Here is a 25,899-nt window from a genome sequence, read left to right on the forward strand (position 1 = left end):
GTTTTGATCATTACGTTGCAGAAGGATCAAAGCCCCTACGCGCAGTGCGGCATTTAATGCAATAATAAAACTTGCATTAACTGGCATAGTCGTTCAACCTTAAAGTGTAATTGCAACTGATACTGATACTGTTCGCAACGGCGACCGGAGAAAACGAGATGATGACCACCGCATTTATTCACGATTTGATCGACTGGATTGACAACAATATTGAAACGCGTCTGGATCTGGATACCGTAGCGGGGCGCGCCGGTTATTCGAAATGGCACCTGCAGCGTATGTTCAAAGAGCACACGGGTTTGCCTCTGGGCGAATACATTCGTGAGAAGAAGCTGAAGAAGTCAGCGGATCGCTTGACCACCAGCAATGAACCGATTCTTAACGTGGCGATTTCACTCGGTTTCGACTCGCAGCAGTCGTTTAACCGCAGCTTTAAACGCCAGTATGGCGTAGCGCCGGGAGCATGGCGTCGTCACGCCGCGCCATCCGCCAGCGCGATGCAGTAAACCCCGCCAGGGCCAGCTTTGCTGGCCCGCGTTTTTCCCTGCCCTAAATCTGTTATTATCGTCGTCCTGTTTTTCAGGATGCCACCATGTCAAAAAAACTCTGGATTGCCTTAATTCTGATCCTGGCCGCGTTGTGGCTCGGGCTAAAACCGCGTTTGTCCGATAAATGGGCCACCAGCCACCCCGATATTTCACAGCTCACCGATGCCAACACCGTGGCGCGTTGGCTGCAGCAGCATCACACATTACCCGATCTCTATCTCACCAAAAATGAAGCGCGTCGTCAGGGCTGGAATCCCAGCAAAGGCAACTTGTGTGAAGTGTTGCCGGGCCGCGCGATTGGTGGCGATCGCTTTAGCAACCGCGAAAGAAGGCTGCCGATGCAGGCGGGCAGGCAATGGTATGAAGCTGACGTGAATTACGATTGCGGTCACCGCGACGCCGATCGTCTGCTTTACTCAAATGATGGATTGATTTTCCTCACCACCGATCACTATCGCAGCTTCAAACAGGTGCCTTAACCATGTTGACGCTCCATTTTGACTTTGAAAACTTGTCAGATCGCCAGGCGTTTTACCGCGCGCTGGTGCAGCAGAGTGCCTGCCCAGTGGATTTCGGTAACAATCTTGATGCGCTGTGGGATTGGCTGACCGGCGGCATGGCGCTGCCGGCCACCTTCTATTTAGCGCATGCCGATGACGCCAGCGTGAGTGCAGAATTCGCGCCGGTGCTGGCGTTACTGGAAGAGGCGCAGCAGCAGTTAGAAGGCGAGCTGCGTTTGGTGCGTGGAGAATAAATTACGCGTGCAGCGGTAACAGCAAAATCGCCAGCATCTGGCGGGCATTAGCGGGCAAATCACCACCGCCGGTGTAGCCGTTGTTCTCAACGATCACCGAATTCAACCCCACCAGCCAGTCATAGATGTAGTAAGCGGTATGATTGGCGGGCGCGGCAGACAAGCGCGTCAAACGCTGTCCCGGCGAGAAGCTGACGCTCGGTGCAGGCGGACGGGCGAAAATCGTCTGACCGCGATTGACGCGGCTTTCAGGACGCTCGCTCTCCGGGCGTTGTAAAAAGCCCAGCCACGCCACAAAATCCCCCAGCACCGTCATGGCGCGTGAAACCTGGCGATCGGTACGCGCTTCATGGGCGCTGGCCTGCGCATCCGGCTCGTTAAGCGCGCTTTGCAGTTTGCTCAGCACCTTGAGACGGAAACTGGCGGTAATTAACTCTTCCACCAGCATCTCCAGTGTCGGCTTATCAACGTTGAGCAGCGCCAGCAGGCTGCGGCTCTCCGGCAACTGACGCAAGTGCTCCAGCCACAGCGCAAACACCTGCTGCGGGAACTGCTGATCGCGTTGCCCGCCCGAACTGCGCGGCTCAGCGGCAGCGACCGGCTCATCTTTAAACAGATCGAACTCGAAGCCGATGCCGAAATAGCTCTGCTCAGCGGCCGCGGTTTTGGCGCTGTGCTGAATGTGATGGCTGCTGCTCTGGCTCAGCCACAGCTGACGCACCGCTTCACGCGACGGCTGCAAACGCTCCAATAGTTCGCCGTGCAAACCGGTGCGATGTTGCAAGCATTTCAGCAGCGTATCGGAAATCGCCTGCTTGCGAGCTGCCTGTTCTGGCGTGGCGCTGGATTCGGTCCACGGCTGCAAACGTTCCACCAGCTTGTGCTGTAGCGCGCTGAGCTGCAACGCTAAACGCTCACGGCGCGCTTCCGGCTGCATCTCATCCTGCAACCAGCTGCCCATGCGATCGACGCCCGCGCGATCCAGCGCCAGCATCGACCCCCAACTCTGTCCCGGCTGACCAATCTGGCGTTGCACCGCTTCATCAACGTTAATCTGCTGCTGCTGATAGCGCGCATCATGTGGCGTGATCGCCCAAATCAGACGCGGCTTCTCACCGCTGGCGGCGATGGTTTGGTGTATGTGCCACTCGCGCAGCGCGCTGGCGGCGACATCGGTGTCGTGACGCTGGCTGGCGGCGGTACAGATCAGCATCAGATCAATGCCCTGACGCGCGGCGTACAGGCCCGGCAGCAGCGCACGTTTCTGTTCCAGCAGCGTGGCGCGCAGCGGATCGCGTTTGCGCAGCTGGGCCAGTTCATCCTGTTGCGCGCGATCGGCTGGCGTGCCCGGTGCAGGCAGCTCCAGCATATCCGCATCATCGTACAGCGCCTGACGCGGCGTGGAGCTGAGCGGCAAGGTGATCTCCAGCGTCAGCAGCGACAGCAATCCAAGCGGTACATGCTGCGCTTTCCCCACGCGATTGGCGACGATCGGACACACTTCGATCATCTCCTGCCAGTCGGCATCATTGCCAATCAGTTTTTCTGCTGGCAGCGCGGCATCATCCACCAGCATGCTGAGTGGCGCTAACACGCGCGGCGCATGGCGCAGCTGGTGGCGCAAATGCATCAGGCTGCGCAGGCTTTCGTTCAAGGCGTTCTGTCCCGGCCACAGCAGGGCAAACAGCTGCACGCGGTCGTCCACGTTGAGCCACGGCGCCAGCGCTACCGCCTGCGGCCAGAAGTGACGATCGAGAATCTCGGCATGACGATGGTGACGACGGCTCCACGCCCATAGCGTGATCAGCGCATCGCTGTCGAGGCCAGGCTGCGCTTCATCCTGACGGTGGCGCTGCAAACGCTGCAATGCGGCATCGATCTGCGCCGTGTCCGGCTGAAGCTCGGTGTTGGCACAGGCCAGCATTAAACGAATCAGTTCCACTTCGCTTAGCAGCGTCATCTCCAGCGGCCAGGCGTTGGATTGCGTTTCACGCTGGTGGCTGAAGCGGGTGGCGATGGCGAAATCGAGATTGCCGGGATTGATGTTCTGGAAATAATTCAGGGTTTTATCGCCAAGACGTGCGATTAACTGGCCCTGGGCATCGCCGACCATCTCACTCAGCAGCCAGGCTTTGCCCGCCTGCGACTGGCCAAACAGCGCCAGCGTCACCGGACGCGCCAGCTGGCGCGCCAATGCATGGCTCTCCACGCGCGCGCGGCGCAGCTGCAGCGTCAGCGTTTCAGCTTCCATTGCCAGACGCGGTGCGTGCGCCTGATGGGTTTCCACCCAGTTCAGCGCGCCATCCAGCGTTTCCTGCATCAGGCTAAGACGTTTCGCGGGCGTAACCGGCGAGGCTTTTTTGGCAGTTCTCATCGTTTGCAGACGCTCCCGCTGTCGATCCAATATTGCGCATTCGCGTTGCCGGTGGCAGAAAGCGTGTTCAGTTTCAGACTCAGCTGCTCCAGCGGCACGCGCGTGCCGTCATCCATGCGTGCATCGCTTAACACTAAGCGTTCAGGGCCGAGATTATCCGGGCCGGGCTGCACCGCCAGCTTAATGCGCAGTACGCTTTCGCCGGCAACCTGACGCGCCAGCGTCGGGTCCACAATGCTCAGGCTATACAGCGGCGAGGCCGGCCAGCGATCGTTCTCCAGCTGGCGGAAGCCGAGGCAAACGTTGCCGCGAATGCGGAAGCTGCTTTTGCGATCCAGCGCGAAGCTGCTGCTGTCGAGATCGATCTCGCTGTAACACAGATTATCGTCGCTGAGCGCCGAGGTCTCATCCAGCACGCCGAGATAGCGAATGGTGGAGTACGGTTCGAAATCACCGGCGCGGAACCAGAAGCTGCTGAGGCGCAGATCGAGCGCCAGCAGGCACAGCATCGCGCCGACTGCGGCGGTGGATTTCGGGTTATCAATGCGGCCTTGCTTGTTGAACGGATACCAGTCGCTGGTGTGATAGCCTTCCAGCGACAAAATACGGCTGCCCGGCAGCGGTTGCAGATGGCGCACCAGCGCCTGAATGCCAGGAAAGCGTGACGGACGACCGGTGAGCAGCAGCACATCGCACTGATACAGCGACACCACTTCACACATCGCGCGCAGCGCCGGAATGATCGCCATACGGTGTTGCAGGAACTCGCCGTGCAACTGCGCCATGCTGACCACCAGCGGCACTTCGAGCAGATCGAATCGGCTGTCGCCGCCGAGCGTGCGCTGAATTTCGCCATTCACAAACGCCAGCACGCTGCTGGCCGGTTTTTGCGGCACCAGCTCGCCGAACAGCGCGTTGATCTCGCTATGGCTGTCGAGCGGATCCCAATTTTCATACTGCTCCAGCACCGCCTGCGCCAGCGGAATAAACAGCTGTAGCGTCACTTGCTGACGCAGCGTGGCTTGTCCGTCCATGCGGCTGTCGTGACCAAACAGCTTGTTCATCAGTGGTTCGGCCAACTGCAAACCGGCTTTCTGCAAGCTCTGCTGCAACGCTGGCAGAATCCACAGCTGAATCACGTCCAGCAGAATATCGTCACCGGCGACTTTGAAGCCTTCGCGGAACAGCAAGCGCGGGGTGATTTTGACGTTGTTGCCCTGGCCGTCATCAAGACGATATTGGGTAATGGCTAAATCGGTGGTGCCGCCGCCGATATCAATCGAGGCGATGCGCAGGCTTTTACCCGGCAGCTCGTCAACTTCACGCGGACGATCCGGGCGCGCCATGCTGCTGAAGAAATCTTCTGCGCGGCCGGCAAAGTTGACCTGGGTTTCGTTGAATAGCCACACCATTTGACCGCAGGTGGCTTCGTCCCACTCCATCTGCACATCCGGCACCGGACGCAGGCTGTTTGCCTGGCTGGCGGCGGTAAATTCCTCTTCGGCCGGATGCCAGCCCTCGGCTTTCCATACCAGCGCGATGGCTTCCTGCATGCGGCGACGGAAAATCTCACGCTCCGGCTTCGGCATCGCTGACGGTAGCGTCAGGATCACATGACGCAGCTGGCGCGGCGCCTGGCTTTGCGGCATGCGCTGGCGCTGCGCCACGCTGTTCATCTGCATCATCGCCTGCGCCAGCAGTTCGCACAGCATAAAGGTCATCAGCGAACTGCGGCTGTAGCTGGCGGAGAACACCGGCAGACGGTCGTCTTCCGCCAGTGCGTGCAGCGGCTGGCCTTCGTCGTTAATCAGTAAGGTGAACGGCAGCGCGGTGGCTTGCGGCTCATCGCTGCTGCCGTTGGCGTTGAAGCGCCAGCCTGGCTGATAGCGCGCTTCATCCCACAAATAGCGGCGCGGACTGGACAAACCGGTGCTGCCTTCGGTGCCGGCACGCAGCAACGCCAGACGGCTGGCTTCCCGGCCTACGCGCGTCAGCGACGGCCACATAAAAGCGTTTTCCCGGCCGCTCTCCAGCGAGAAATTGGCCTTGCCGAAACGGGTTTCAGCAAACTCCAGACGGCTGTCGAACAGCTCGTTGTAAACCTGATGCGGCTCGGAGAGATCGCGCAGCTGCAGCTCGTAGGTTTGACGCAGGCCGCTGCTCTCTTCGGCGTGATCTTCCACCAGAATGCCGCAGGTATGCGAGTTGCCGACGTCGAGAATGATATCGACGTTGACCGCCGGGGTTTGCAGCGAGGTTGCCTGAATGTAGATTTCCGCCAGATCGAGCTGCTCGCCCAGCAGTTCCAGCAAGTTAAGATAGTGCGCCTGATATTCGAATTCACGCAGCGCCTGGTTCAGCTCCTGCTCGCGACGTGATTCCAGCGCATGCACCTGCTGGCTAAAGGTTTCACGCAGCCAGCCATCAACCCATGTATGGTCGAGGAATTCACCCAGCTCGTAGTTGTGCCAGGCGAGGGCGAAACTGACGCCGTTCTGCGCATCGGCTTTGCTTAAACCGTGCTGCTCGCCGCCATCCTGCTCAGACACAATGCGCGTATCAAAGGCGAGGGTGATGCGATGGGTGTTGCCTGCCGCGTCGGGTTGCGCCAGCGGCGCCAGATGCAGACGTGCCCAGTTGTCCGGGCCGCCGATAAAACGACGTCCACTGGTGCAGCGCAGCACCGGCAGCGGCAGCCATTGATGAGCCAGCAGCTTCAGAGAGTCGGCTAGCGCGATGTCCGTTTCCGGACGCACCACTTCCGCCGCGCCGCCATCTTCCGGATAGAGCAGGAACTTGCCGCTGTTACCGTCGACGTTGAGACGCAGCAGCGGGCCGTTGGCGGTTTGCCGCACGAACTGACGACGTGCCTGCAACGCAGGTAAACGCAAACCGAAATCAAGAAACTGCACACCGCTATCTTCAATCAGCGTGATTTTCTGTTTGTCATCGATGAGGGGAGCCAACATGTTTACTTACTCTCACGCTTAATCGTCAACGGGAAGACCTGATCTGCGCCGTATTGCGCAGTACAGCTGGCGATGCCATCACCGGCTTTACACACCAGTTCCGGCATGCGGTAACGCGATTTATCGCTGCAGGTCGCAGTATAGCGGCTGCGCACTTCCATGCTGCCGGCGCTGGTCATCGCGGCAGTGACATCGGCTTTACAGCGGATGTTGTCGCCCTGGGTAATGGTGGCGGTGCCTTTGCCGTTGCGGATTTGATAGCGCAGGCTTGGCGGTTTGCCGGTCGGCAGATTGGTTTGACGCAACGTGACGCGCCAGGTGCCGTTAATAAATTTCACCGATCCAACGCGCGCATCTTCGGTGGTCATCACCAAATCATCGGCTTTGGCCGGTTCGGTGTGTTCAGCCACCACCTCAGGCGATGCGACAGGTGCGGCAACCGGCGCGGCGGCAACGACGGTGGCGGCGGTTTGTGGCAGCGTGGCGGCGAGTTTTTCCGCTTTAACCATCACGGCAGGCGGTTTACTCACCGGCACCGGCACATCCGCAACGCTAATCGCAGCAGGTTGCGGCGCGCTGTGCAGCCAGTAGGCGACGCCCGCAGCCACCAGCGCCGCAACCGGCAACAGCAGCATCAGCGGACGCACGGCAAAGGCGCGACGTGGCGGCGCGACAGGTTCGGGTAGCGGTTCAGGCGCGGGCTCAGCAATGTCCTCAACCGCCGGTTCTTCGGCTTCAGGTTCCGGCTCAATCACTGGTTGAGCAGCGGCAGGCGGCACCTCGATCAGCGGCGCAATTACCGGCGCAACCACCAGCGGAGCAGGTGCTGGCGGTTCTGGCAGCAGCGGCGGCAGCGCATCTTCCAGCGAATCGCGCAGGCAGGCCAGCGCGTCATCACGCGAACGCGCCTGCGGATCAACAAAGCCCCAGAAGGTGATCACCGGTTTGCCATCCACCAGATAAACGTACTGCTGATCCGGGAACTGCAACGTTTTGCTCAGCAACGCACCAAACAAGCGCATCGCCGGATTCTCCGCGTCGCGGGCGCGCAGGCTCAGCGCCTGCAGATCCTGCTGGTTTAGCGTCAGCATTTCCAGCGCCTGACGGCGCTCGTGATCGCTGGCACTCAGCCAGGATTTTACTTTGCCAGTAAACGGGGCGTACCAATCGAGGCGGTCACCGCGCTCGTTGACCTGCGGGATCGCGAGGCAATTGGCCAGCGTGGTTTGGCGGCGCAGGCGCAGGGTTTCACGGATTTGCAGCGCGGACGTCCAGACCGGCTGGCCGTTTTCACCCAGTGCCAGTACCGTGTCCAGATTGCCGCTGCGCAGAAAAGTTTTTGCCACTCGTTGGGCCCTTATCGGTGGTTGTCTGAGGCAGAACAGTGTGTGTTTTTGGCGATGATAGTGATCTTAAGCCAAATGCAGCGAAATCAAACGGCTGATAAAGGGGGAAAAACAGGGCGTTTTTCCCGCGTGCGGAGAAGATTGCTGAAATTTTAAGCGCGACTGCGCGGGGAAAGGATCACATAGGTCAGCATGCCGCCGAGCAAACCCCAAAAGGCGGAGCCGATGCCGAGCAGCGAAACACCGCTGGCGGTGATGAGAAACGCCACGATGGCGCTGTCGCGCTGATCCGGTTCGGCTAAGGCGCGCTGCAAACTGCCGGACAGCGTAGCCAGCAGCGCGAGACCCGCCAGCGTGGCAATCAACACCGGCGGCAAGGCGCTCAGCATGATGGCGATCAATCCGCCGGTAAATCCGGTCAGCAGATAGAACACGCCCGCCAATGCCGATGCCATCCAGCGGCGCGCCGGATTCGGATCGACATCGTCGCCCATACAGATAGCAGCGGTAATCGCAGCGATACACACCGAAAACCCGCCAAACGGCGACAGCACTAAAGCGATAAAGCCGGTCCAGCCGGTGAGTGCAGATACCGGCGGCTGATAGCCGTGCGCCTGCAAGGTGGCGATGCCGGGCGCATTTTGCGACGCCATGGTGACGAGAAAATAGGGCAAACCCACGCCAATCAGCGCCGCCAGATTAAACTGCGGCATGATGAATTCCGGCCGACTGATCGCCAGCGCATGCGGCGGAAAGTGGATCGATTGCTGGCCGAGCGCCACCAGCACGCCCGCGATCAACGCCAGAATGATGGCGTAGCGCGGCAGCCAGCGGCGGCTCAACAACCACACCAAACACATGCTGCCGCACAGCGCGAAATTGCTCTGCAAACCGCTAAAGGTGCCGATGCCAAATTTCAGCAGAATCCCGGCCAACATCGCGGCCGCCAGCGATTGCGGAATGTGATTCATCAGGCGGGCGAACAGGCCGGTAACGCCGCATAACACAATCAACAGGTTGGTGGCGACAAAAACGCCCACCACTTCATTCAGCGTCAAACCCTGCACGCTGGTGGCGAGCAGCGCCGCGCCAGGCGTCGACCAGGCTGCGAGGATCGGCATGCGTGTCCATAGCGATAAGCCGAGCGAGGCCAACCCCATACCTACGCCGAGCATCGACAGCCAGCCGCCAATCTGCGCCGGCGAAGCGCCCGCCGCCTGCGCCGCCTGGAAGATCAGCGCTGCCGTGCTGCTGTAGCCCACCAGCACGGCGATAAAACCCGAAATCAGCATCGGGAAAGAGAAGGCACTGCGTGTGGTGGCGGTGGTCATCAGGTCACATCCGATTGTGCGTTATAACGCACATTGTGGCATGGAGCGTTATAGCGCACAAGTGCTACACTGCGCGCGAGCTTTTCGGGAGAACACATGGAAAATTTGCATCAACATTTGAGTCTGGCGCTGAAACAGTTGCGTCAGGCCAACGGCTGGAGCCTGACGCTGGCAGCGGATCGCACCGGCGTGAGCAAAGCGATGCTCGGCCAAATCGAGCGCGGTGAATCGAGCCCCACGGTGGCGACGCTGTGGAAAATTGCCACTGGCTTTAACGTGCCGTTTTCCTTTTTTGTGCAGGGCAGCGATCAACCGCCGGGCAGCGTGGCGACCTTCAGCCAGCCCAACGCGCAGATGCAGGTTAAGCCGCTGCTGCCGTACGATGCCAGACTGCGTTTTGATCTGCTGGAAGTGACGCTGGCGGGTGGCGCGCAGAGTGATTCCTCGGCGCATGAAAGCGGGGTGATTGAGCAGGTTGTGGTGCTGGAAGGCGAATTGTTGCTGGGCGTGGAAGGCACATGGCGCCGCTTGCTTTCGGGCCAGGCTAGCCAGTTCGCCGCCGACACGCCGCACAGCTACCGCAATCCCCTCAGCACGCCGCTGCGTTTCCACAGTTTGATTCATTATCTGCAGCGCGCCTAGGATCGCCATGCATGGCGACCACCTAACAATCTGGCACAATTACAAATTGATACGAAGGTAAACTACACAGTTTTCCTTCGTATTTATATACTCGCGGCTCATCAGTAAGGAGAAGGTGCCATGAGCGATCTCAACAGTGCGGCAGCGTTACTGCGCAGCATCAATGGCAAACTGGCGCGTCGCCTGCGTGAATCGGCGCCGCCGGGCGATCTCACCTGGCCGCAGGTGTCGGTACTTGGCTATCTGGTGCGCGATGGCGCGATGACGGTAACAGAATTGGCTACGCTGGAAGGGGTGCGCACGCAGTCGATGGGTGCCACCGTGGCGAGCCTGCAGACGCTGGGTATGGTGCAGGGCGCAGCCGATCCGCTGGATGGCCGCAAAACCCGCTATCAACCCACCGATGCCTGCCTGAAACTGATTGCTGCCAACCGCGCACAACGTGATGACTGGCTGCTCAACAGCATCGCAACGCAACTGAGCCCGCAGGAACAGCACACGCTGCTGGCCGCGCTTCCCTTACTGCAACGACTTGCCAACCAATAATCCTGAGAGGACTCAACATGGCTTTAACTACCCTTGACGACAACACCGCGCTGATTGTGATTGACCTGCAAAACGGCATTGTTGCGCTGCCGGTCGCACCGTTAGAGGCGCATGAAGTGATTGAGCGCTCAGCGCGTCTGGCCGATGCATTCCGTGGGAAAAAGCGCCCAGTGGTGCTGGTCAACGTTGCGGGCGGCGCGCCTGGCCGTAATGAGCAGCCGAAACACGCTGGCGATTTGCCAGCCGATTGGGCGACGTTGGTGCCGGACCTGGCGCAGCAGCGCGGCGACATCATCGTTACCAAAAAAACCTGGGGCGCATTCCACAACACGGATCTGCACGAGCAGCTGCAGCAGCGCGGCATCACACAAGTTGTAGTTTGCGGCATCGCCACCAGCATCGGCGTGGAATCCACGGCGCGTCAGGCGTATGAGCTGGGTTACAACGTCACGTTGGCAACCGACGCCATGACCTGCCTGAATGCCGAAACGCATAAAAACAGCGTCGAGCGCATTTTCCCGCGCCTGGGCGAAACCGGCACCACCGATGATGTGCTGGCGTTGTTGAAGTAAGGTTCATCGTAAGGTGCGCATTCATGCGCACCTGGCTTTCAGGTCGCCATGAATGGCGAGCCTACCGTTCCTGCCATGGATTCAGCAACATCACGCCAGTGGTATCAAAATCCCGTACGTTACGCGTGACCAGAATCAGCTCGTGATGAATCGCTGTCGCCGCGATCAGCGCGTCGGTATGTGGGCGTTCATCAGGAATATGCAGCTGAGCGCAAAGACGGGCCACGCTGCTATCAATTGAAAGTGTGCGCCAGGCAAATTCTGTCAGAACCTGCTCTTGATACCAGCGCTGTAAATGATGAGCTTGCTGAGGGTCTTTACGGGCGAACTTAAGGATACCTTTTTCAATTTCCATCAGCGTTAATGCTGAAATAAACATCTCTTCAGCATCAATGCTTTTAGCCCAGGCAATCACCTGAGGATTGGCTTTAGGCGTCCCTGCCTTACGTAATTCTGAAATAACATTGGTATCCAGCAAATAGCGCATTAGAACTCCACATCCCTGTTGATTATGGTCGCACGTTCTGGTTCAAAATCGATATCTACGCCGTCCGGCATTGCGAGTGAATCTACGATGCTTCGGTTTGAACCCGTGAGTTTTTTATACGCTTCAAATGTCAGTAAAACATGTGCAGGATTGCCACGGTCAGTAATATAAACCGGGCCTTCCTCGGCGGCTTTCTTGGCACGGGATACCTCCTGATTAAAAGCTCGACTGCTGATTCTCGTCACTGTCATCACGACCTCCATGATATGTAGAGATGTTGCTACATAACTATAAAGCAATATGCCGTGCTGGACAATATTCAACCAATAAAAAGCCCCGCAAGCGGCTTGCAGGGCTTTAATATCATCTATCCAACGCGTTTATTTACTGAAACGCATAACTCACCGTCAGGCCCACGCTGTAATTGCGACCCGGCGCCGGTTCGTAATAGCGACCGTTGCTTTCATTCACGATCACCGAACCGATGTAGTTGCGGTCAAACAGGTTATCGACGCGGCCAAATAGATCCAACGTCCAGTTCTGCACCAGCCATTTATAACCGCTGTTCACGCCGACCACGGTATAAGACGGCGCTTTCACGTCATTCTCATCATCCGCCGCGATATCGCTCAGGTAGCGCACATCGGTTCCGGCATACCAGCCTTGGTCGGGCGCGTAAGCCAGTCCGGCGTAAGCCATGTTACGGGCAATGCCGGGAATGCGGTTGCCGTCGCAGCTTTCGGTGCCGCAGGCGTTAGAGCGGTAGCGGGCATCCAGCAAGGTCCATGCGGCTTTGAAGCGCCAGCTCTCGCCGAATTGCTGGTCGAGGCCCAGCTCCAATCCACGACGGCGGGTTTCACCGGCGTTTTTGTAGCTGGTGCGGCCTTCAAAGCTGCTGTCAGAAACGATCTCGTTTTTGGTGTCAGTCTGGAAAATCGCCGCCGTTAACAGTCCGTTGCCGATGCGTTTTTTACTGCCCAGTTCAACCGTTTCGCTGGTGGCAGGTTGCAGGTTGAGATTCAGCCCGGCCTGATCGGCGGCGCGATAGGACAACTCATTCAGCGTCGGCGTTTCGAAGCCGCGACCAGCAGAAACGTAGGCGTTCCAGCTGTTATCAATGGCGTAATTCAGCGCAGCGGCAGGCAACCAGCGGTGATAGCGACGATTGCCGCTGTCATCGGGATCGCTGTCGGTGACGTAATAGTCATTGGAGTCGAAATTCACCGTGCTGAAACGCACGCCGGCATCCAGTGACAGTTTATCGGTTAGCTGCCACGCGGTTTGCAGATAAGGATCGAGGTTCCACATCAGGTTGCGTTCATTACGACGCATCTCGCCCTGTACGCCCAACTCGTCGCCGTTAAAGTTTTGATAACCTTTACGCTTCTCAGTCATGGTTTCATAGTCGAGCCCGCCAGTGAAGGTTACCGGAATGGTGAACAGCGCGTCGCGGTGCGTCCAGCGGGTATCAATGCCCTGATAATGACGCGACAAAGCGATCACGCCGCCGGGATAACCTGCGCGCAGCTGGGTGGCTTTAGGAATGGATTGATACTGCGTGGTTTCACGTTCACCCGCGTACATCATCACGCTCAGGTCATCGTTCTCACTCATCTGGCGCTGATAGTGTAGGCCTGCTTGCGTCTGATCGACGGTTTTACGCGCGTCGTACAAGCTCACGTTGCTGGCGACCTGGCGGGGATTATTTTTCCACTGCTCAGCGGTCAAACCGCCCGGGTCCTGCGCTTCAACGTGCGCGCTGTTGAACAACAGCGTCAGGGTGCTGACATCGTCGATGCGCACGCCGAGTTTGGCGTTGCCGAGGTTTTTTTGCGCCGAGCTGTGATCGCGGAAGCCGTGCGTGGTAAAACGCGAGGCGGAAACCGTGTAGTTGACGTCGCCGGCTTGCGTACCGTCGCCGGTTGCACCGCTGGCTTTAACGCTGTTGCGCCAGCTGCCGTAACTGCCGTACCAGCTGCTGGCTTCCAGCGTGGTGGGTTGCTGTCCGGTTTTGGTTTCAACGTTAATCACACCGCCCGACGAGTTGCCGTACAGCGCCGAGAAGGGGCCGCGCAGCACATCGATGTGATCGATGGAGCCGATATCGATGTTGGAAGTTTGTCCCTGGCCGTCGGGCATGGTGGCGGGGATCCCGTCGACGTACATACGAATGCCGCGCAGGCCAAAGGTGGAACGCGAACCAAAACCGCGCACCGAAATCTGCAGGTCCTGGGCATAATTTTGACGATTTTGTATCTGTAAACCCGGCACGCTGCTGAGGTTCTCTGACAAATTGACGCGCGGTGCCGCATGGCGCATATCGTCGCCGGACACCACGCTAACCGCCGCTGGCGTGTCGAGTTCAGAAAGGCCCGAAGCGGACGGCGCCGCGCTCACCACCATGGTGTTGCTGGCCGCGTTTGCCGCCAGCGCCGAGACCGGTAACATCGCAGGCAGCATCAGCAGCGAAGCCTGTCGCAGTAAAGCTATTTTCATTATGAAAGACCGTAAAAAGGGCGTGGAATGTACCGAATGGAACATTAATGGCGCGTATGTTAATCGTTTTATCATTTGTTTGAAAAGCGTAAATAGTATGACGGATTATTCATCATTGCGGCGTTGAAAATGTTTTTTCATCGCATCTCTGGCCTGGCTGCGACAGGGAAATTCTGTCAGTCTGGCGGTTTTGTCTTAAGGCACAAAAGAGAGGGAATGATGAGTCAACAACCTGTGGTCGCGGTACTGGGATTGGGCGCGATGGGGCATGCGTTTGCCGCTAACCTGTTGAAAAAAGGCTTCACGGTGCGCGGCTGGAACCGCACGCGTGCCAAAGGCGAAGATCTGCTGGATGCAGGCATCACGCTGGCCGACAGCGCTGCACAAGCGGTGAGTGGCGCGGATGTGGTGATCGCCATGCTGGCCGACGGCGATACCACGCGTCAGGCGCTGAACGACGCCAGCTCCGCGCTCAAGCAGGGTGCGACAATTTGCCAGATGGGCACCATCGGCGTGGCCGCCACCGATCAACTGATCGCGCAATTCAAAAGCACGCGTCCGGACGTGGTGTTTATCGATGCACCGGTTTCCGGCACCAAAGCGCCAGCAGAGAATGCGCAAATCCTGGTGATGGCCAGCGGCGATCAGAGCAACGCGCAGGCCGCCGAGCAGGTGTTCGCCGCGATCGGTAAAGGCACGCAATGGCTGGGCGAGGCGGGCGCCAGTTCGCGCATGAAGCTGGTGGTGAATAGCTGGCTGATTGGTCTGATGCAGAGCCTGGCGGAAAGTACGCGTCTGGCGGAAGAGTTTGGTTTCAGCACCGACGATCTGTGGAAAGTGCTGGATGGCGGTCCGCTGGCGGCGCCGTACGCCAAAATGAAACTTGGCATGATTGCCAGCGGTGATTTCACGCCGCAGATGCATCTGGTGTGGGCGCTGAAAGACGCCAAACTGGCGCTGGATGCGGCGGGCGATAGCAAACTGCCGGCGCTGGAAAACATCGTCGATGTCTGGCAGCAAGCGGTAGATGCCGGTTACGGCGAGCAGGATCTGGCGGCAGTTTATCAATATCTGAAACGCTAACATGAGTGCGCGGCTCAACTTCGACTTCGCCTATCGTCCGCTGGTGCCCTATGCGCACGATTATGCGCATGGCGACGCGGAGCCGTGGCATCACCACGCTTGCGCCCAGCTGATCCACACGCTGAGCGGCGTGGTGAAAGTGGAAACGCAGCACGGCAGCTGGATTGTGCCGCCGAGTCGCGGCGTCTGGCTGCCGGCGGGGACGCGTCACGCGCTGCACATTGTTGGCGCGGTGGCCGCACGCACGCTGTTTGTGGATCCGCTGGCGCGCGCCGATCTGCCCGCCAGTTGTCAGGTGGTGCAGATTTCGCCGCTGCTGCGTGAGTTGATTGTCAGCGCGCTGGCGCTGCCGGAACAGTACGTTCCCGGCAGCCGCGCCGAGCGGATTTACGAGCTGATCCTCGATGAGATCCGCGTGATGGATGTGCTGCCGTTTGGTCTGCCGCTGCCGGAGAGCGAGCGGCTGCTGAGTTTGTGCCAGCAGATCCAGCAAGCGCCCGGCGAAAACTGGACGCTGGCTCGCGCCGCCACGCAACTTTGCGTGGCCGAACGCACGCTGGCGCGCCATTTCAGTCGCGAAACCGGGTTACAATTCAGCGACTGGGTACGCCGCGCGCGACTGAGCGTGGCGTTAACCCGCTTAGCGCAGGGCGATAGCGTGCTGACGGTGGCGCTCGATCTCGGTTATGACAGCCCGAGTGCCTTCAGCGCGATGTTTCGCCGCGTGCTCGGCGTCACGCCAGCGAACTACTTTCCTGCGGCAGAAAAGCGTGCGCTGCGTTGAGCAGCGCCTGCAGTGAAGCGCGCGCCACATCATTATCAATGCCCACGCCCCACGCGCGTTCACCGCGTGCATTAATGCAGCTGATATAGGTCACCGAACGACTGTCGCTGCGTTTGCCCAGCGTGTGTTCGTGATAATCCTCAATGGTGATGATTACGTCATAGCGCTGACGCAGCGCGGCAACGGCGGCTGAGAGCAAGCCGTTGCCTTTACCTTCCAGCATCAACTGCTGCGCGCCCTGTTGCAGCCGCGCCTTGAGGCGCGTTTCGCCTTTATCGTCGCTGTGACTTTCCGCTTCCAGCAAACAACGCACGGGCTGCGTTAAGCCGTAATGCTGACAAAACAACTGCCACAGCGCGTGATGGGTCATCTCCTGACCGTGCTGGTCGGTTTGCTGTTGCACCAGACGGCTGAAATCCTGCTGCAAGCCGCGCGGCAGCTGCAGACCGTGATTCTGCTCCAGCAGCCAGGCGGCGCCGCCTTTACCCGATTGACTGTTAACGCGGATCACCGCTTCGTAGCTGCAGCCGATATCCAGCGGATCGAGCGGCAGATACGGCATCTGCCAGATTGCTTCTTCACGCTCAGCACGGGCGGCAAAGCCTTTGCGTATCGCATCCTGATGCGAACCGGAGAAGGCGGTAAACACCAGTTCACCGGCATACGGATGACGCGGATGCACTGGCAGCTGGTTGCAGCGCGTCACCACTTCCAGCACCTGCTGGATATCGCTGAAATCGAGCTGCGGCGCGATGCCCTGAGTGTAGAGATTGAGCGCCAGCGTAACGATATCGACGTTGCCGGTGCGCTCGCCGTTGCCAAACAAGCAGCCTTCCACGCGATCGGCACCCGCCAGCAGCGCCAGCTCGGCGCAGGCGATGCCGGTACCGCGATCGTTATGCGGATGCACGCTGATCGCAACCTGCGATCGCTGGCTGAAGTGGCGACAGAAAACCTCAATCTGATCGGCATAGACGTTCGGCGTGTTCACTTCGACGGTCGCGGGCAGGTTGATGATCATTGGACGCACCGGGCCCGGCTGCCAAATCGCCGCCACCGCTTCGCAAATCTCCAGCGCAAACTCCGGTTCGGTAAAGCAGAAGGTTTCTGGCGAATACTCGAAGGTCCACGCGGTATCCTTTTGCGCTTCGCAGCGGGCACGAATTTGACGCGCACCGGCGCAGGCCAGTTCGATAATTTCGGCTTTGCTCTGGCGGAACACGCGCTCGCGGAACAGCGGCGCGGTGGCGTTGTAGAGATGAATAATGGCGTTCGGTGCGCCACGCAGCGCGTCGAAGGTGCGATCAATCAGATCGCTGCGCGCCTGGGTCAACACCTGAATCGCCACATCGTCTGGAATGTGCTTCTGCTCAATCAGCAAACGGACAAAATCAAAATCGGTCTGCGATGCCGCCGGAAACGCCACCTCAATCTCCTTAAAGCCACAGCGCAGCAGCAGTTGCCAGAACTCCAGCTTGCGCGCGCTGTCCATTGGTGTCGCCAGCGCCTGATTGCCGTCGCGTAAGTCGGTAGAGAGCCAGCGCGGTGCCTGCGTCAGCTGGCGCGAGGGCCACTGACGATCGGGTAAGTCGATAACCGGAAACGGGCGGTATTTTGCAGCGGGTTGCGTGAGCATAACGATCTCCTTGTAATGTGGCGTTCAGTCTCGCCCAGCATCGCGCGGCGCGGCTCGCGCATTGCTGACAACCACTCGCGCAAAAGTGACAACCGGGTTCAGACTCTTGCGCGCACACTCTGTAGCGGCGCGATTAATCGCGCATTTTTCAGGCGACACCGCGCTCCTCACGACATTGCGCAATAAATTGCGCCGCTACGATAATTGCGGTGATTGCATGCATAGTCTTTATGCGCCACGCGGCATATCTCATGCGAAATCGGCATCGGTCATTTGGCGCGCCCGGGTTAGGCTGGGGTTTTGCGCGATGAGATAAAACACAATGAAAAGAGCAGCTTTGGCACTATTAATCGTGACAGCCAGCGGCGCGGCGGCGGCAGAAACCGTGACGCTGCGCATTGCCGATCAAAAGGGAAATATGCACGCCGAAATGGAAGCGGCGCAGCAGTTGAACAACCTCAATTATAAAATCGAATGGGCCGAGTTCCCGGCGGCGGCACCGCTGGCGGAAGCGCTGAATGCCGGTGCGGTGGATGCCGGTATTATCGGCGATGCGCCGCTGCTGTTCTCGCTGGCGGCCGGTTCGCAGGTGAAAGCGGTGGCGGTGAGCAAATCGGTGCCCGAAGGATTGGCGGTGCTGGTCAGCCCGGATTCACCCATCAAAACCGTTGCTGAGTTAAAGGGCAAAAGCATCGCTACCGGACGCGGATCGATTGGTCACTTTGAGGCGCTCAAAGCGCTGGAGCAAGCGGGCGTCAGCGATAAAGAGGTTAACTGGCGCTTCTTAACGCCTGCGGATGCGCGCATCGCGCTGGCAAACGGTTCGGTGGATGCCTGGTCAACGTGGGATCCTTATACCGCGCTGGCAGAAGTGACCCACACCGGACGCGTGCTGGTGAACGGCGTTGGCCTGTCCAGCGGCAACAGCTTCCTCGCGGCCACCGACGCCGCGCTAAACGATGAAGCCAAACGCGCGGCGCTGCAGGATTACGTCAATCGCTTAGCCGCCGCCGATCGCTGGGCCAACAGCCATGTCGATGAGTACTCGACCACGCTGGCAAAAATCATCGGTTTCCCGAAAGAGGCGGCGGCGAAATCCTTCTCACGCCGCAAATCGCACTGGCAAAGCATTGATGATGCCACCATCGCCCAGCAGCAGGAGACCGCCGATTTCTACCAGAAATACGGTTTGATCCAGCAGCATCTTGATGTGAAACCGACTTTTTATCACGGCTTAAAGGTTGCGCAGAACTAACCCTTTGTGCGCCCGCATTTGGCGAAACAGCAGCGCGCGCGTAGCATGGCGCCATGTTGTTTCGTCAAAGAACCCCCTCATGTTGCTAAAAACCTTCGACGGTCATAACGACCTGCTTCTCAATCTGTGGCTGCATCATCGCGAGGATCCGGCGCAGGCCTTTTTTCACGGCATCGAAAAGGGCCATCTGGATTTTCCACGCATGCAGCAGGGCGGTTTTGCCGGTGGGCTGTTCGCGATGTTCGTGCCGCCAGCGCGCTATGTCAAAGAGGTCGCGCCGCAGCGAGCGGAGGAAAATCTCGAACCGCTGGCGATTCTGTGGCAGCAACTCGACATCCTGAAAACGCTGGCGGCGCAATCTGATGGGCGGGCGCGGTTATGCCTTAACACCGCCGATATTGCCGCCTGTCGCGCGGACGGTGTGCTGGCGCTGGTGGCGCATATTGAAGGCGCAGACGGGTTTGATGGCGAGGGTGAAGCGCTTGATGCGTTTTACCAGGCGGGCGTGCGCAGCATCGGGCCGTTCTGGAATCTGCCCAATCGCTTTGGCGAAGGTGTCAGCGGATCATTCCCCAACTCACCGGACAGCGGGCCAGGTTTGACCGAACAAGGTGAGCAGCTGATCGCCGCTGCCAATCGCCATCGCATGCTGATCGATATGTCGCACATGAACGAGAAAGCCTTCTGGGACACCGCACGCCTGTCAACCGCGCCACTGGTGGCGACGCACTCCAATGCGCACGCGCTCTGCGCGCAGCCGCGTAATCTCACCGACGATCAGCTGCGCGCCATTCGCGACAGCGGCGGCGTGGTGGGCGTGAATTTTGGCAACGCTTTTCTGCGCAGCGACGGAAAACGCGACAGCGACACCGCATTGATCGAAATTGTTAAACATGTTGAGCACCTGATCGCGATAATGGGCCGCGATCATGTGGCGCTGGGCTCCGATTTTGATGGCATCAGCGTGCCTGAGGCGCTGAAAGATGTGAGCGGATTACCGCATCTTTATGCGTTGTTGCGTTCGTTCGACTACGATCAAACAGCACTTGAGCAGCTCGCATGGGGCAACTGGCAGCGCGTGTTGCAACAAATTTGGCAGGATTAGCACCATTCCCTTACCGAATCAGGGTTGATCTGCTCGCTACATTGGCGCAACATCTGCGCGCGTACGGATTGCGATGTGATCTAAGTCACAGCCGCAATCCTCTTCAGCAGAGATTTCTCTGCGTTTTTGCTTTATGAGGAAGACCATTATGTGGAAAAAACCTGCGTTTATTGACCTGCGTCTGGGCCTGGAAGTGACTCTGTACATCTCCAACCGCTAAGACTTCTGCCCGCCGTTCGTGCGGGCATTTTGTTTTCTCTCTCTGGTCAACGTTCATGTTTATTAAAGTCCTCGGTTCAGCGGCGGGCGGCGGCTTCCCGCAGTGGAACTGTAACTGCGCCAATTGCAGCGGCCTGCGTAACGGCAGCATTCAGGCGCAGGCGCGCACCCAATCTTCGATCATTGTCAGCGACAACGGTGAAGATTGGGTGCTGTGCAACGCCTCGCCGGACATCAGCCAGCAAATTGCCCACACGCCAGAACTGATCAAAAAGGGTGTGCTGCGCGGCACGGCGATTGGCAGCATCATTCTCACCGACAGCCAAATCGATCACACCACCGGCTTGTTGAGCCTGCGCGAAGGCTGTCCGCATCAGGTGTGGTGCACGCCGGAAGTGCATGGCGATCTTACCAGCGGTTTCCCGATTTTCACCATGTTGCAGCACTGGAATGGCGGCTTGCAGCATCATGCGTTAACGCCGCTGGAGCCGTTCCGCGTCGATGTCTGCCACAGTTTGCAGTTCACCGCGATTCCGATTCTCAGCAACGCGCCGCCGTATTCGCCGTATCGCGATCGCCCGCTGCCGGGCCACAACGTGGCGCTGTTCATTGAAAACACCGCCAACGGCCAAACGCTGCTCTACGCGCCGGGGCTCGGCGAGCCGGATGCGGTGATCATGCCGTGGCTGAAAAAAGCCGATTGCCTGTTGATTGATGGCACGGTGTGGCAGGACGACGAGCTGCTCGCCACCGGCGTTGGCAAAAATACCGGCAAAGCGATGGGCCACTTAGCGCTGGCCGAAGAACAAGGTTTAATGGCGTTGCTGGCTGCGCTGCCGGCCAAACGCAAGATTTTGATTCACATTAACAACACCAATCCGATCCTTAATGAGCAATCGCCGCAGCGCGCCTATTTGACGCAGCAGGGCATTGAAGTGAGTTGGGATGGCATGGCGATTCATCTGCAGGAGTTTGCATCGTGATCATCACCGAAGCATTATCGCCCGCCGCGTTTGAGCAGGCGCTGCGCGATAAAGGCGCGTTCTACCACATACATCACCCGTATCACATTGCCATGCACAATGGCGAGGCGACGCGCGAGCAGATTCAGGGTTGGGTGGCGAACCGCTTCTACTATCAAACCAATATTCCGCTGAAAGATGCGGCGATCATGGCGAATTGCCCGGATGCGGCGACGCGGCGTAAATGGGTACAGCGCATCCTCGATCACGACGGCAGCAACGGTCACGAAGGCGGGATTGAAGCCTGGCTGCAGTTGGGTGAGGCGGTGGGGCTGGATCGTGACGTGTTGCTGTCAGAGAAGCTGGTGCTGCCGGGCGTGCGTTTTGCGGTTGACGCCTACGTGAACTTCGCGCGCCGTGCTAACTGGCAGGAAGCGGCCTGTAGCTCGCTCACCGAGCTGTTTGCGCCGCAGATTCATCAGTCGCGCCTCGACAGCTGGCCGCAGCACTATCCGTGGATCAAAGAGGAAGGCTATTTCTACTTCCGTAGCCGTTTGAGCCAGGCGAACCGCGATGTGGAGCATGGGCTGGCGCTGGCGCTTGAGGTGTTTACCCGCGCCGAGCAGCAGAACCGCATGCTGGAGATCCTGCAGTTTAAACTCGATATTCTCTGGACCATGCTCGATGCCATGACCATGGCGTATGCGCTGCAACGTCCGCCTTATCATACGGTCACCGATCAGGTGTCCTGGCACAGCACAAGACTGGTATAACAACATGAAAGATAATGTGATTCCGGCTTTCCGTCGCGGCTACCGTATGCAGTGGGAAGCGGCGCAGGATAGCCATGTGGTGCTCTATCCGGAAGGCATGGCCAAACTGAACGAGACCGCCGTGGCGATCCTCGAACTGGTGGATGGCAAACAGGATGTGGCGGCGATCGTTGCCACGCTGGATGCGCGTTTTCCGGACGCGGGCGGCGTCGGCGACGACGTCAAAGAGTTCCTGCAATCCGCCATCGAACAAAAATGGATACAGTGTCGTGAACCCGAGTAAAAGCGTGACGCCACCGCTGTGGCTGCTGGCAGAACTGACCTATCGCTGCCCGCTGCAGTGTCCGTATTGCTCCAATCCGCTGGATTTTTCCCAGCAGGAGAAAGAGCTGACCACCGAACAGTGGATTGAGGTGTTTCGTCAGGCGCGCGCCATGGGCAGCGTGCAGCTCGGTTTTTCCGGCGGCGAACCACTAACCCGTAAAGACCTGCCGGAGCTGATCCGCGCCGCGCGCGATCTCGGTTTCTACACCAACCTGATCACTTCCGGCATCGGCCTGACGGCGAAAAAACTCGATGCCTTTGCCGACGCCGGACTCGATCATATCCAGATCAGCTTCCAGGCCAGCGATGAAACGCTGAACGCGGCGCTGGCCGGGTCAAAAAAGGCCTTCCAGCAGAAGCTGGAGATGGCGAAAGCGGTGAAAGCGCACGGCTATCCGATGGTGCTGAATTTCGTGCTGCATCGCCATAACATCGACCAGATCGACAAAATCATCGATTTCTGTATCGAACTGGAAGCCGACGATGTCGAGCTGGCGACTTGCCAATTCTATGGCTGGGCGCAGCTCAATCGTGAAGGATTGCTGCCGACGCGCGAGCAGATCGCCAACGCCGAAGCGGTGGTGGCCGATTATCGTCAGCGCATGGGCGCCAGCGGCAATCTCACCAATCTGCTGTTCGTGACGCCGGATTACTACGAAGAGCGGCCGAAACCCTGCATGGGCGGATGGGGATCGATCTTCCTCAGCGTCACGCCTGACGGCACCGCGTTGCCGTGCCACAGCGCGCGTCAGCTGCCGGTTGCGTTCCCGTCGGTGCTGGAGCGCACGCTGGACGATATCTGGTACAACTCGTTTGGTTTTAACCGCTATCGCGGCTTTGACTGGATGCCGGAACCCTGTCGCTCCTGCGATGAGAAAGAGAAAGACTTTGGCGGCTGTCGCTGTCAGGCCTTTATGCTGACCGGCGATGCCGATAACACCGATCCGGTGTGCAGCAAATCGCCGCATCACGGCAAGATCCTCGAAGCACGGCGCGAAGCCAACTGCAGCGACATCAAAATCCAGCAGCTGCAGTTCCGCAATCGCAGTAACTCCGAACTGATCTTTAAGCAGCGCGTCACCTGATGCACGCGCGCCAGCTCACGCTCGCCAACGGCCTGCGCTGCCATCTTTATCATCAGCCCGACGCGCGTGAGGCGGCGGCGCTGATGCGCGTGCAGGCCGGCAGTCTGGATGAAGCGGATCGCTGGCCGGGTTTGGCACATCTGCTGGAACATCTGCTGTTTTGCGGCAGCGAAGCTTTTCACGGCGACGATCGCCTGATGCCGTGGCTGCAGCAGCAGGGCGGCCAGGTGAACGCCACCACGCAGTTGAGCCGCAGCGCCTATTTCTTTCAGCTCCCAGCCGCAGCGTTGTCAGCGGGCGTGCAGCGGCTGTGTGACATGTTAGCGGCACCGTTGCTGACGGCGCAGGCCATTCAGCAGGAAGCGGCGGTAATTGAGGCTGAGTATCAACTGCTGCAAAACCATGCCGACACGCTGAGTGAAGCTGCCGTGCTGGATAAGTTGCCGGGACGTTTCCAGCGCTTCCGCGTCGGCAGTAGGTTAGCATTTGGTGACAACGTCACGGAGTTACAATCCGCACTACGCGATTTTCATCGCCGTTTCTATCGCGCTGAAAATATGGAACTTTGGCTGCAAGGGCCGCAATCGCTTGATGAACTAACACAGCTAGCGATGCGCTATGGTGACAGTTTGCTGGCGGGCGGAGAACGCGCTGTGGCTGTTAAACCTTCGCTGCTGCCCGGGGATCGTTTACTGCAATTAGCCGGTGAAGAAAATTTCTGGCTGACGATGTTGGTGGCGGGCGATGAGCAGACCGTGCGTGACAATGTCACCTTATTAACAGCATTCTGGCAGGACGACGCGCCCGGCAGCTTGCTGGCGCAGTTGCGCGCTGAGGCGTTATGCGAAACCTTTGATGCGCATTGGTTATGGCAAGATGAGCAACAAGCGTTACTGGCGCTGCGCTTTAGCGCCAGGCGCATTTCCCCGGCGCAGGCGCAACAGATTGAGCAACGCGTTTGGCAGCATCTGGCTGCGTTAGCTGAATGTACGGCGCTTCAGCTGCAGCACTACGCACAGCTCGCGCAGCAGGATTTTGCGGCCTTGTCGCCGCTGGAACAGTTGCGCGGCCGGGCGTTGGGCTTCGCGCCGGGCTGCGCGCTGCCAGACAACTTCCCCGATTTTGCCGCAGCGTTGCCAGATTGTCCGCGCACGCGTCTGCTCACGCAGCAACAGATTGACGGCGCACCGCATCACACGCAGGGCTTCACCTTGCAGCTGGCCGAGTGGCTGCCGCCGTCGTTGGCTGCGACCGAACCCGCAGCGTTTCACTTCTATCCTGCTTCAGCCGCTGTTCCGCTCCCTCGTCTCCCGCCCGTGGCGCAGTCGTTGCCGCTGATTGCACCGGTAAAACAGGTTGAAACGCTGCTGCTGCGTCCGGCGTTTTATCACACCTTGAGTGACGAAGACGCGCAGTCGCGGCAGCGCCAGTTACGCCCGTTGCTGGCGGAATTGCGCCACGCGGGTGGCAACGGCAGCTGGCAACAGACGCATGCAAGCTGGCAGCTGCTGCTCAATCTGCCCGCATCCGCCGATCGCGCGTTGTTTAGCGTGCATCAGGCAATACAGGCGCTGAACACGCAGGTGCTGGCGCAACCCGCAGCGAATACCCCTTCGATTGTGATTCATCAATTGCTTGCCGCTTTGCCCACTCGCTTGATCAAGCCATTACCCGCGCCACAATGGCTGGCGGCATGGTGCGGCACCAATACCGCATTAAGCCAGCGCGTGGCGCATCTGCTCAGCGATTTTACGCCGGATCTGGCGCGCGACACGCCGCCGGCACGACTGCAACACGGCATCGTGCCCATCGCCTGCGACGGGCGCGATCAGGCGCTGCTGCTGTTTATGCCGTTACCGCAGGCCGACGATGCCAGCCTGGCCGCTTTAGGCGTGCTGGCGCTGATGCTGGAAACGCGCTTCTTCCAGCGGTTGCGCGTGGATCAGCAAATTGGCTATGTGGTGTCGGCGCGCTATCAGCGGGTGGCGGATGTGGATGGCTTGATGCTGGCGCTGCAATCACCGGATATCTCCTGGCGCGCGCTGCTGGGTCATTGCAAACGCTTTATGCGTGAGATGGCAGCCGAGATCGCGGCAATTTCGCCGCAAAAGCTGGCGGCATGGCAGGCGAGCTTAATGACGCAATGCGCAAGCAAAGACAATGGCGATGCCGCACTCGAAACCCTGCGCCAGCAGCACGGCCTGGCCACTCTCAATCGCGCGGCTATTCAGGCACTAACGCTGCAGCAACTCGAGCAACTGCATCAGCTTCTGCTGCGCGAACGGCATCGCTGGTTGATTTTGGTCAATCAAAGCTGAAAGGCGATGGTTTTGCCGTTGGGCAGTGTCACGTCGATACGAAGTTCGCCACCCAATGCCGCGACGTAACGTTTCAATGTGGACAGGCGCGGATCGTTGCCTGGATTTTCCATCTTTGCCAGCGTGGGCTGCGAGACGCCGATAGTGCGTGCCAGTTCGGTTTGCGAAAGGTTGAGCTCTTCGCGTAACTGGCTTAAAGCAATCTCCTGGCGCAATATTTCGACTTTCACAGCGATGCGCTGCTGGCTTTCAGGTGATTGTTTTTGCATTAATTCTTTCAGAGTAGCCAT

The 25,899-nt window shown here is 59.0% G+C and carries 25 protein-coding genes; 16 read left to right on the forward strand and 9 right to left on the reverse strand.

The genetic code is table 11. The features are described 5' to 3' along the window. Nucleotides 1–158 precede the first annotated feature (158 nt). From FCN45_RS09065 to FCN45_RS09075, 3 genes are all read left to right on the forward strand, one after another. Nucleotides 159–506, forward strand: a complete 348-nt coding sequence (locus FCN45_RS09065) for a helix-turn-helix domain-containing protein (RefSeq protein WP_008110158.1) — start codon at nucleotides 159–161, stop codon at nucleotides 504–506. 86 nt (nucleotides 507–592) lie between these two features. Beyond that, nucleotides 593–1,027 carry a ribonuclease domain-containing protein gene (locus tag FCN45_RS09070; protein ID WP_137385713.1) on the forward strand — a complete coding sequence of 145 codons (435 nt, stop codon included), beginning with the start codon at nucleotides 593–595 and terminating at the stop codon, nucleotides 1,025–1,027. 2 nt (nucleotides 1,028–1,029) lie between these two features. Beyond that, nucleotides 1,030–1,302: a barstar family protein gene (locus FCN45_RS09075; protein WP_137385714.1), complete on the forward strand. Its 273-nt coding sequence runs from the start codon at nucleotides 1,030–1,032 to the stop codon at nucleotides 1,300–1,302. 1 nt (nucleotide 1,303) lies between these two features. Here the strand turns inward: FCN45_RS09075 and FCN45_RS09080 are convergent, their stop codons facing one another. The 4 genes from FCN45_RS09080 to FCN45_RS09095 form a co-directional block, all read right to left on the reverse strand. Beyond that, the gene (locus tag FCN45_RS09080) at nucleotides 1,304–3,676 is read right to left on the reverse strand and encodes a virulence factor SrfC family protein (RefSeq protein ID WP_137385715.1); all 2,373 of its coding nucleotides are present in this window, start codon (nucleotides 3,674–3,676) and stop codon (nucleotides 1,304–1,306) included. Next, nucleotides 3,673–6,645: a virulence factor SrfB gene (locus FCN45_RS09085; protein ID WP_061720134.1), complete on the reverse strand. Its 2,973-nt coding sequence runs from the start codon at nucleotides 6,643–6,645 to the stop codon at nucleotides 3,673–3,675. The genes FCN45_RS09080 and FCN45_RS09085 overlap by 4 nt, the downstream gene beginning before the upstream one ends. 2 nt (nucleotides 6,646–6,647) lie before the next feature. After that, nucleotides 6,648–7,991 (reverse strand): SrfA family protein, encoded by a 1,344-nt coding sequence (locus tag FCN45_RS09090; protein WP_137385716.1) that lies wholly within the window; start codon nucleotides 7,989–7,991, stop codon nucleotides 6,648–6,650. A 152-nt stretch (nucleotides 7,992–8,143) separates the two neighbouring features. Then, the gene (locus FCN45_RS09095; RefSeq protein ID WP_137385717.1) at nucleotides 8,144–9,322 is read right to left on the reverse strand and encodes a benzoate/H(+) symporter BenE family transporter; all 1,179 of its coding nucleotides are present in this window, start codon (nucleotides 9,320–9,322) and stop codon (nucleotides 8,144–8,146) included. A 96-nt stretch (nucleotides 9,323–9,418) separates the two neighbouring features. Between FCN45_RS09095 and FCN45_RS09100 the strand changes: the two genes are divergently transcribed. The 3 genes from FCN45_RS09100 to FCN45_RS09110 all read left to right on the forward strand — a co-directional run bounded on the left by FCN45_RS09100 (nucleotide 9,419) and on the right by FCN45_RS09110 (nucleotide 11,082). Next, entirely contained in the window at nucleotides 9,419–9,964 is a 546-nt protein-coding gene (locus FCN45_RS09100; RefSeq protein ID WP_137385718.1) for a helix-turn-helix domain-containing protein, read from the forward strand. A 120-nt stretch (nucleotides 9,965–10,084) separates the two neighbouring features. Next, nucleotides 10,085–10,510, forward strand: coding sequence for a MarR family winged helix-turn-helix transcriptional regulator (locus tag FCN45_RS09105; protein ID WP_137385719.1), 426 nt, complete (start codon nucleotides 10,085–10,087; stop codon nucleotides 10,508–10,510). Between the two features lie 17 nt (nucleotides 10,511–10,527). Continuing rightward, nucleotides 10,528–11,082, forward strand: coding sequence for an isochorismatase family protein (locus FCN45_RS09110; protein WP_137385720.1), 555 nt, complete (start codon nucleotides 10,528–10,530; stop codon nucleotides 11,080–11,082). 61 nt (nucleotides 11,083–11,143) lie between these two features. Here FCN45_RS09110 and FCN45_RS09115 read toward each other — a convergent pair whose 3' ends face one another. The 3 genes from FCN45_RS09115 to pqqU form a co-directional block, all read right to left on the reverse strand. Then, complete coding sequence (locus tag FCN45_RS09115) at nucleotides 11,144–11,569, reverse strand: type II toxin-antitoxin system VapC family toxin (protein ID WP_101764488.1); 426 nt, start codon at nucleotides 11,567–11,569, stop codon at nucleotides 11,144–11,146. Beyond that, nucleotides 11,569–11,820 (reverse strand): type II toxin-antitoxin system prevent-host-death family antitoxin, encoded by a 252-nt coding sequence (locus tag FCN45_RS09120; protein ID WP_101764487.1) that lies wholly within the window; start codon nucleotides 11,818–11,820, stop codon nucleotides 11,569–11,571. Before FCN45_RS09120 ends, FCN45_RS09115 begins: the two co-directional genes overlap by 1 nt. Before the next feature lie 133 nt (nucleotides 11,821–11,953). Next, nucleotides 11,954–14,065: a TonB-dependent receptor PqqU gene (gene pqqU / locus FCN45_RS09125; RefSeq protein ID WP_210421277.1), complete on the reverse strand. Its 2,112-nt coding sequence runs from the start codon at nucleotides 14,063–14,065 to the stop codon at nucleotides 11,954–11,956. 129 nt (nucleotides 14,066–14,194) lie between these two features. Here pqqU and FCN45_RS09130 point away from each other — a divergent pair, with 129 nt between their 5' ends. Together FCN45_RS09130 and FCN45_RS09135 are read left to right on the forward strand one after the other, a co-directional pair. After that, nucleotides 14,195–15,148, forward strand: coding sequence for an NAD(P)-dependent oxidoreductase (locus FCN45_RS09130; protein WP_168197456.1), 954 nt, complete (start codon nucleotides 14,195–14,197; stop codon nucleotides 15,146–15,148). 1 nt (nucleotide 15,149) lies between these two features. Beyond that, nucleotides 15,150–15,932, forward strand: a complete 783-nt coding sequence (locus FCN45_RS09135; RefSeq protein ID WP_101764486.1) for a helix-turn-helix transcriptional regulator — start codon at nucleotides 15,150–15,152, stop codon at nucleotides 15,930–15,932. Here FCN45_RS09135 and leuA read toward each other — a convergent pair. Further along, nucleotides 15,883–17,568 (reverse strand): 2-isopropylmalate synthase, encoded by a 1,686-nt coding sequence (gene leuA / locus FCN45_RS09140; RefSeq protein ID WP_137385721.1) that lies wholly within the window; start codon nucleotides 17,566–17,568, stop codon nucleotides 15,883–15,885. The genes FCN45_RS09135 and leuA overlap by 50 nt on opposite strands. A gap of 322 nt (nucleotides 17,569–17,890) precedes the next feature. On the opposite strand from leuA, the gene FCN45_RS09145 reads away from it, so the two are divergent. The 8 genes from FCN45_RS09145 to pqqF all read left to right on the forward strand — a co-directional run bounded on the left by FCN45_RS09145 (nucleotide 17,891) and on the right by pqqF (nucleotide 25,609). Continuing rightward, nucleotides 17,891–18,823 (forward strand): ABC transporter substrate-binding protein, encoded by a 933-nt coding sequence (locus tag FCN45_RS09145; protein ID WP_137385722.1) that lies wholly within the window; start codon nucleotides 17,891–17,893, stop codon nucleotides 18,821–18,823. Nucleotides 18,824–18,902: 79 nt separating this feature from the next. Next, nucleotides 18,903–19,928, forward strand: a complete 1,026-nt coding sequence (locus tag FCN45_RS09150) for a dipeptidase (protein WP_137385723.1) — start codon at nucleotides 18,903–18,905, stop codon at nucleotides 19,926–19,928. A 148-nt stretch (nucleotides 19,929–20,076) separates the two neighbouring features. Continuing rightward, nucleotides 20,077–20,148 (forward strand): pyrroloquinoline quinone precursor peptide PqqA, encoded by a 72-nt coding sequence (pqqA, locus tag FCN45_RS09155; protein WP_002905689.1) that lies wholly within the window; start codon nucleotides 20,077–20,079, stop codon nucleotides 20,146–20,148. A gap of 55 nt (nucleotides 20,149–20,203) precedes the next feature. Further along, entirely contained in the window at nucleotides 20,204–21,130 is a 927-nt protein-coding gene (gene pqqB, locus FCN45_RS09160; RefSeq protein WP_137385724.1) for a pyrroloquinoline quinone biosynthesis protein PqqB, read from the forward strand. Continuing rightward, nucleotides 21,127–21,882, forward strand: a complete 756-nt coding sequence (gene pqqC, locus FCN45_RS09165; protein ID WP_137385725.1) for a pyrroloquinoline-quinone synthase PqqC — start codon at nucleotides 21,127–21,129, stop codon at nucleotides 21,880–21,882. The genes pqqB and pqqC overlap by 4 nt, the downstream gene beginning before the upstream one ends. Nucleotides 21,883–21,886: 4 nt before the next feature. Beyond that, on the forward strand, nucleotides 21,887–22,165 hold the full coding sequence (gene pqqD / locus FCN45_RS09170; protein ID WP_061720121.1) for a pyrroloquinoline quinone biosynthesis peptide chaperone PqqD: 279 nt from the start codon (nucleotides 21,887–21,889) through the stop codon (nucleotides 22,163–22,165). Beyond that, the gene (gene pqqE, locus FCN45_RS09175; protein ID WP_137385726.1) at nucleotides 22,152–23,291 is read left to right on the forward strand and encodes a pyrroloquinoline quinone biosynthesis protein PqqE; all 1,140 of its coding nucleotides are present in this window, start codon (nucleotides 22,152–22,154) and stop codon (nucleotides 23,289–23,291) included. Before pqqD ends, pqqE begins: the two co-directional genes overlap by 14 nt. Next, nucleotides 23,291–25,609: a pyrroloquinoline quinone biosynthesis protein PqqF gene (gene pqqF, locus FCN45_RS09180; protein ID WP_137385727.1), complete on the forward strand. Its 2,319-nt coding sequence runs from the start codon at nucleotides 23,291–23,293 to the stop codon at nucleotides 25,607–25,609. The genes pqqE and pqqF overlap by 1 nt, the downstream gene beginning before the upstream one ends. Here the strand turns inward: pqqF and FCN45_RS09185 are convergent. After that, nucleotides 25,600–25,899 carry a helix-turn-helix domain-containing protein gene (locus FCN45_RS09185; RefSeq protein ID WP_137385728.1) on the reverse strand — a complete coding sequence of 100 codons (300 nt, stop codon included), beginning with the start codon at nucleotides 25,897–25,899 and terminating at the stop codon, nucleotides 25,600–25,602. The two genes, pqqF and FCN45_RS09185, sit on opposite strands and share 10 nt — an antisense overlap.

Origin of the sequence: Pantoea sp. SO10 (assembly GCF_005281435.1) — a bacterium.
GTDB classification, from domain to species: Bacteria; Pseudomonadota; Gammaproteobacteria; order Enterobacterales; family Enterobacteriaceae; genus Pantoea; species Pantoea leporis.

Coding starts and splice junctions, on each gene's coding strand:
- FCN45_RS09130 (WP_168197456.1), top strand. CDS start 14,195: ATGTTTTTTCATCGCATCTCTGGCCTGGCTGCGACAGGGAAATTCTGT.
- FCN45_RS09070 (WP_137385713.1), top strand. CDS start 593: ATGTCAAAAAAACTCTGGATTGCCTTAATTCTGATCCTGGCCGCGTTG.
- FCN45_RS09120 (WP_101764487.1), bottom strand. CDS start 11,820: ATGACAGTGACGAGAATCAGCAGTCGAGCTTTTAATCAGGAGGTATCC.
- pqqB (WP_137385724.1), top strand. CDS start 20,204: ATGTTTATTAAAGTCCTCGGTTCAGCGGCGGGCGGCGGCTTCCCGCAG.
- FCN45_RS09145 (WP_137385722.1), top strand. CDS start 17,891: ATGAAAAGAGCAGCTTTGGCACTATTAATCGTGACAGCCAGCGGCGCG.
- pqqF (WP_137385727.1), top strand. CDS start 23,291: ATGCACGCGCGCCAGCTCACGCTCGCCAACGGCCTGCGCTGCCATCTT.
- pqqU (WP_210421277.1), bottom strand. CDS start 14,065: ATGAAAATAGCTTTACTGCGACAGGCTTCGCTGCTGATGCTGCCTGCG.
- FCN45_RS09185 (WP_137385728.1), bottom strand. CDS start 25,899: ATGGCTACTCTGAAAGAATTAATGCAAAAACAATCACCTGAAAGCCAG.
- FCN45_RS09080 (WP_137385715.1), bottom strand. CDS start 3,676: ATGAGAACTGCCAAAAAAGCCTCGCCGGTTACGCCCGCGAAACGTCTT.
- FCN45_RS09135 (WP_101764486.1), top strand. CDS start 15,150: ATGAGTGCGCGGCTCAACTTCGACTTCGCCTATCGTCCGCTGGTGCCC.
- FCN45_RS09095 (WP_137385717.1), bottom strand. CDS start 9,322: ATGACCACCGCCACCACACGCAGTGCCTTCTCTTTCCCGATGCTGATT.
- FCN45_RS09100 (WP_137385718.1), top strand. CDS start 9,419: ATGGAAAATTTGCATCAACATTTGAGTCTGGCGCTGAAACAGTTGCGT.
- FCN45_RS09075 (WP_137385714.1), top strand. CDS start 1,030: ATGTTGACGCTCCATTTTGACTTTGAAAACTTGTCAGATCGCCAGGCG.
- FCN45_RS09065 (WP_008110158.1), top strand. CDS start 159: ATGATGACCACCGCATTTATTCACGATTTGATCGACTGGATTGACAAC.
- leuA (WP_137385721.1), bottom strand. CDS start 17,568: ATGCTCACGCAACCCGCTGCAAAATACCGCCCGTTTCCGGTTATCGAC.
- FCN45_RS09150 (WP_137385723.1), top strand. CDS start 18,903: ATGTTGCTAAAAACCTTCGACGGTCATAACGACCTGCTTCTCAATCTG.
- FCN45_RS09115 (WP_101764488.1), bottom strand. CDS start 11,569: ATGCGCTATTTGCTGGATACCAATGTTATTTCAGAATTACGTAAGGCA.
- pqqD (WP_061720121.1), top strand. CDS start 21,887: ATGAAAGATAATGTGATTCCGGCTTTCCGTCGCGGCTACCGTATGCAG.
- FCN45_RS09110 (WP_137385720.1), top strand. CDS start 10,528: ATGGCTTTAACTACCCTTGACGACAACACCGCGCTGATTGTGATTGAC.
- FCN45_RS09085 (WP_061720134.1), bottom strand. CDS start 6,645: ATGTTGGCTCCCCTCATCGATGACAAACAGAAAATCACGCTGATTGAA.
- FCN45_RS09105 (WP_137385719.1), top strand. CDS start 10,085: ATGAGCGATCTCAACAGTGCGGCAGCGTTACTGCGCAGCATCAATGGC.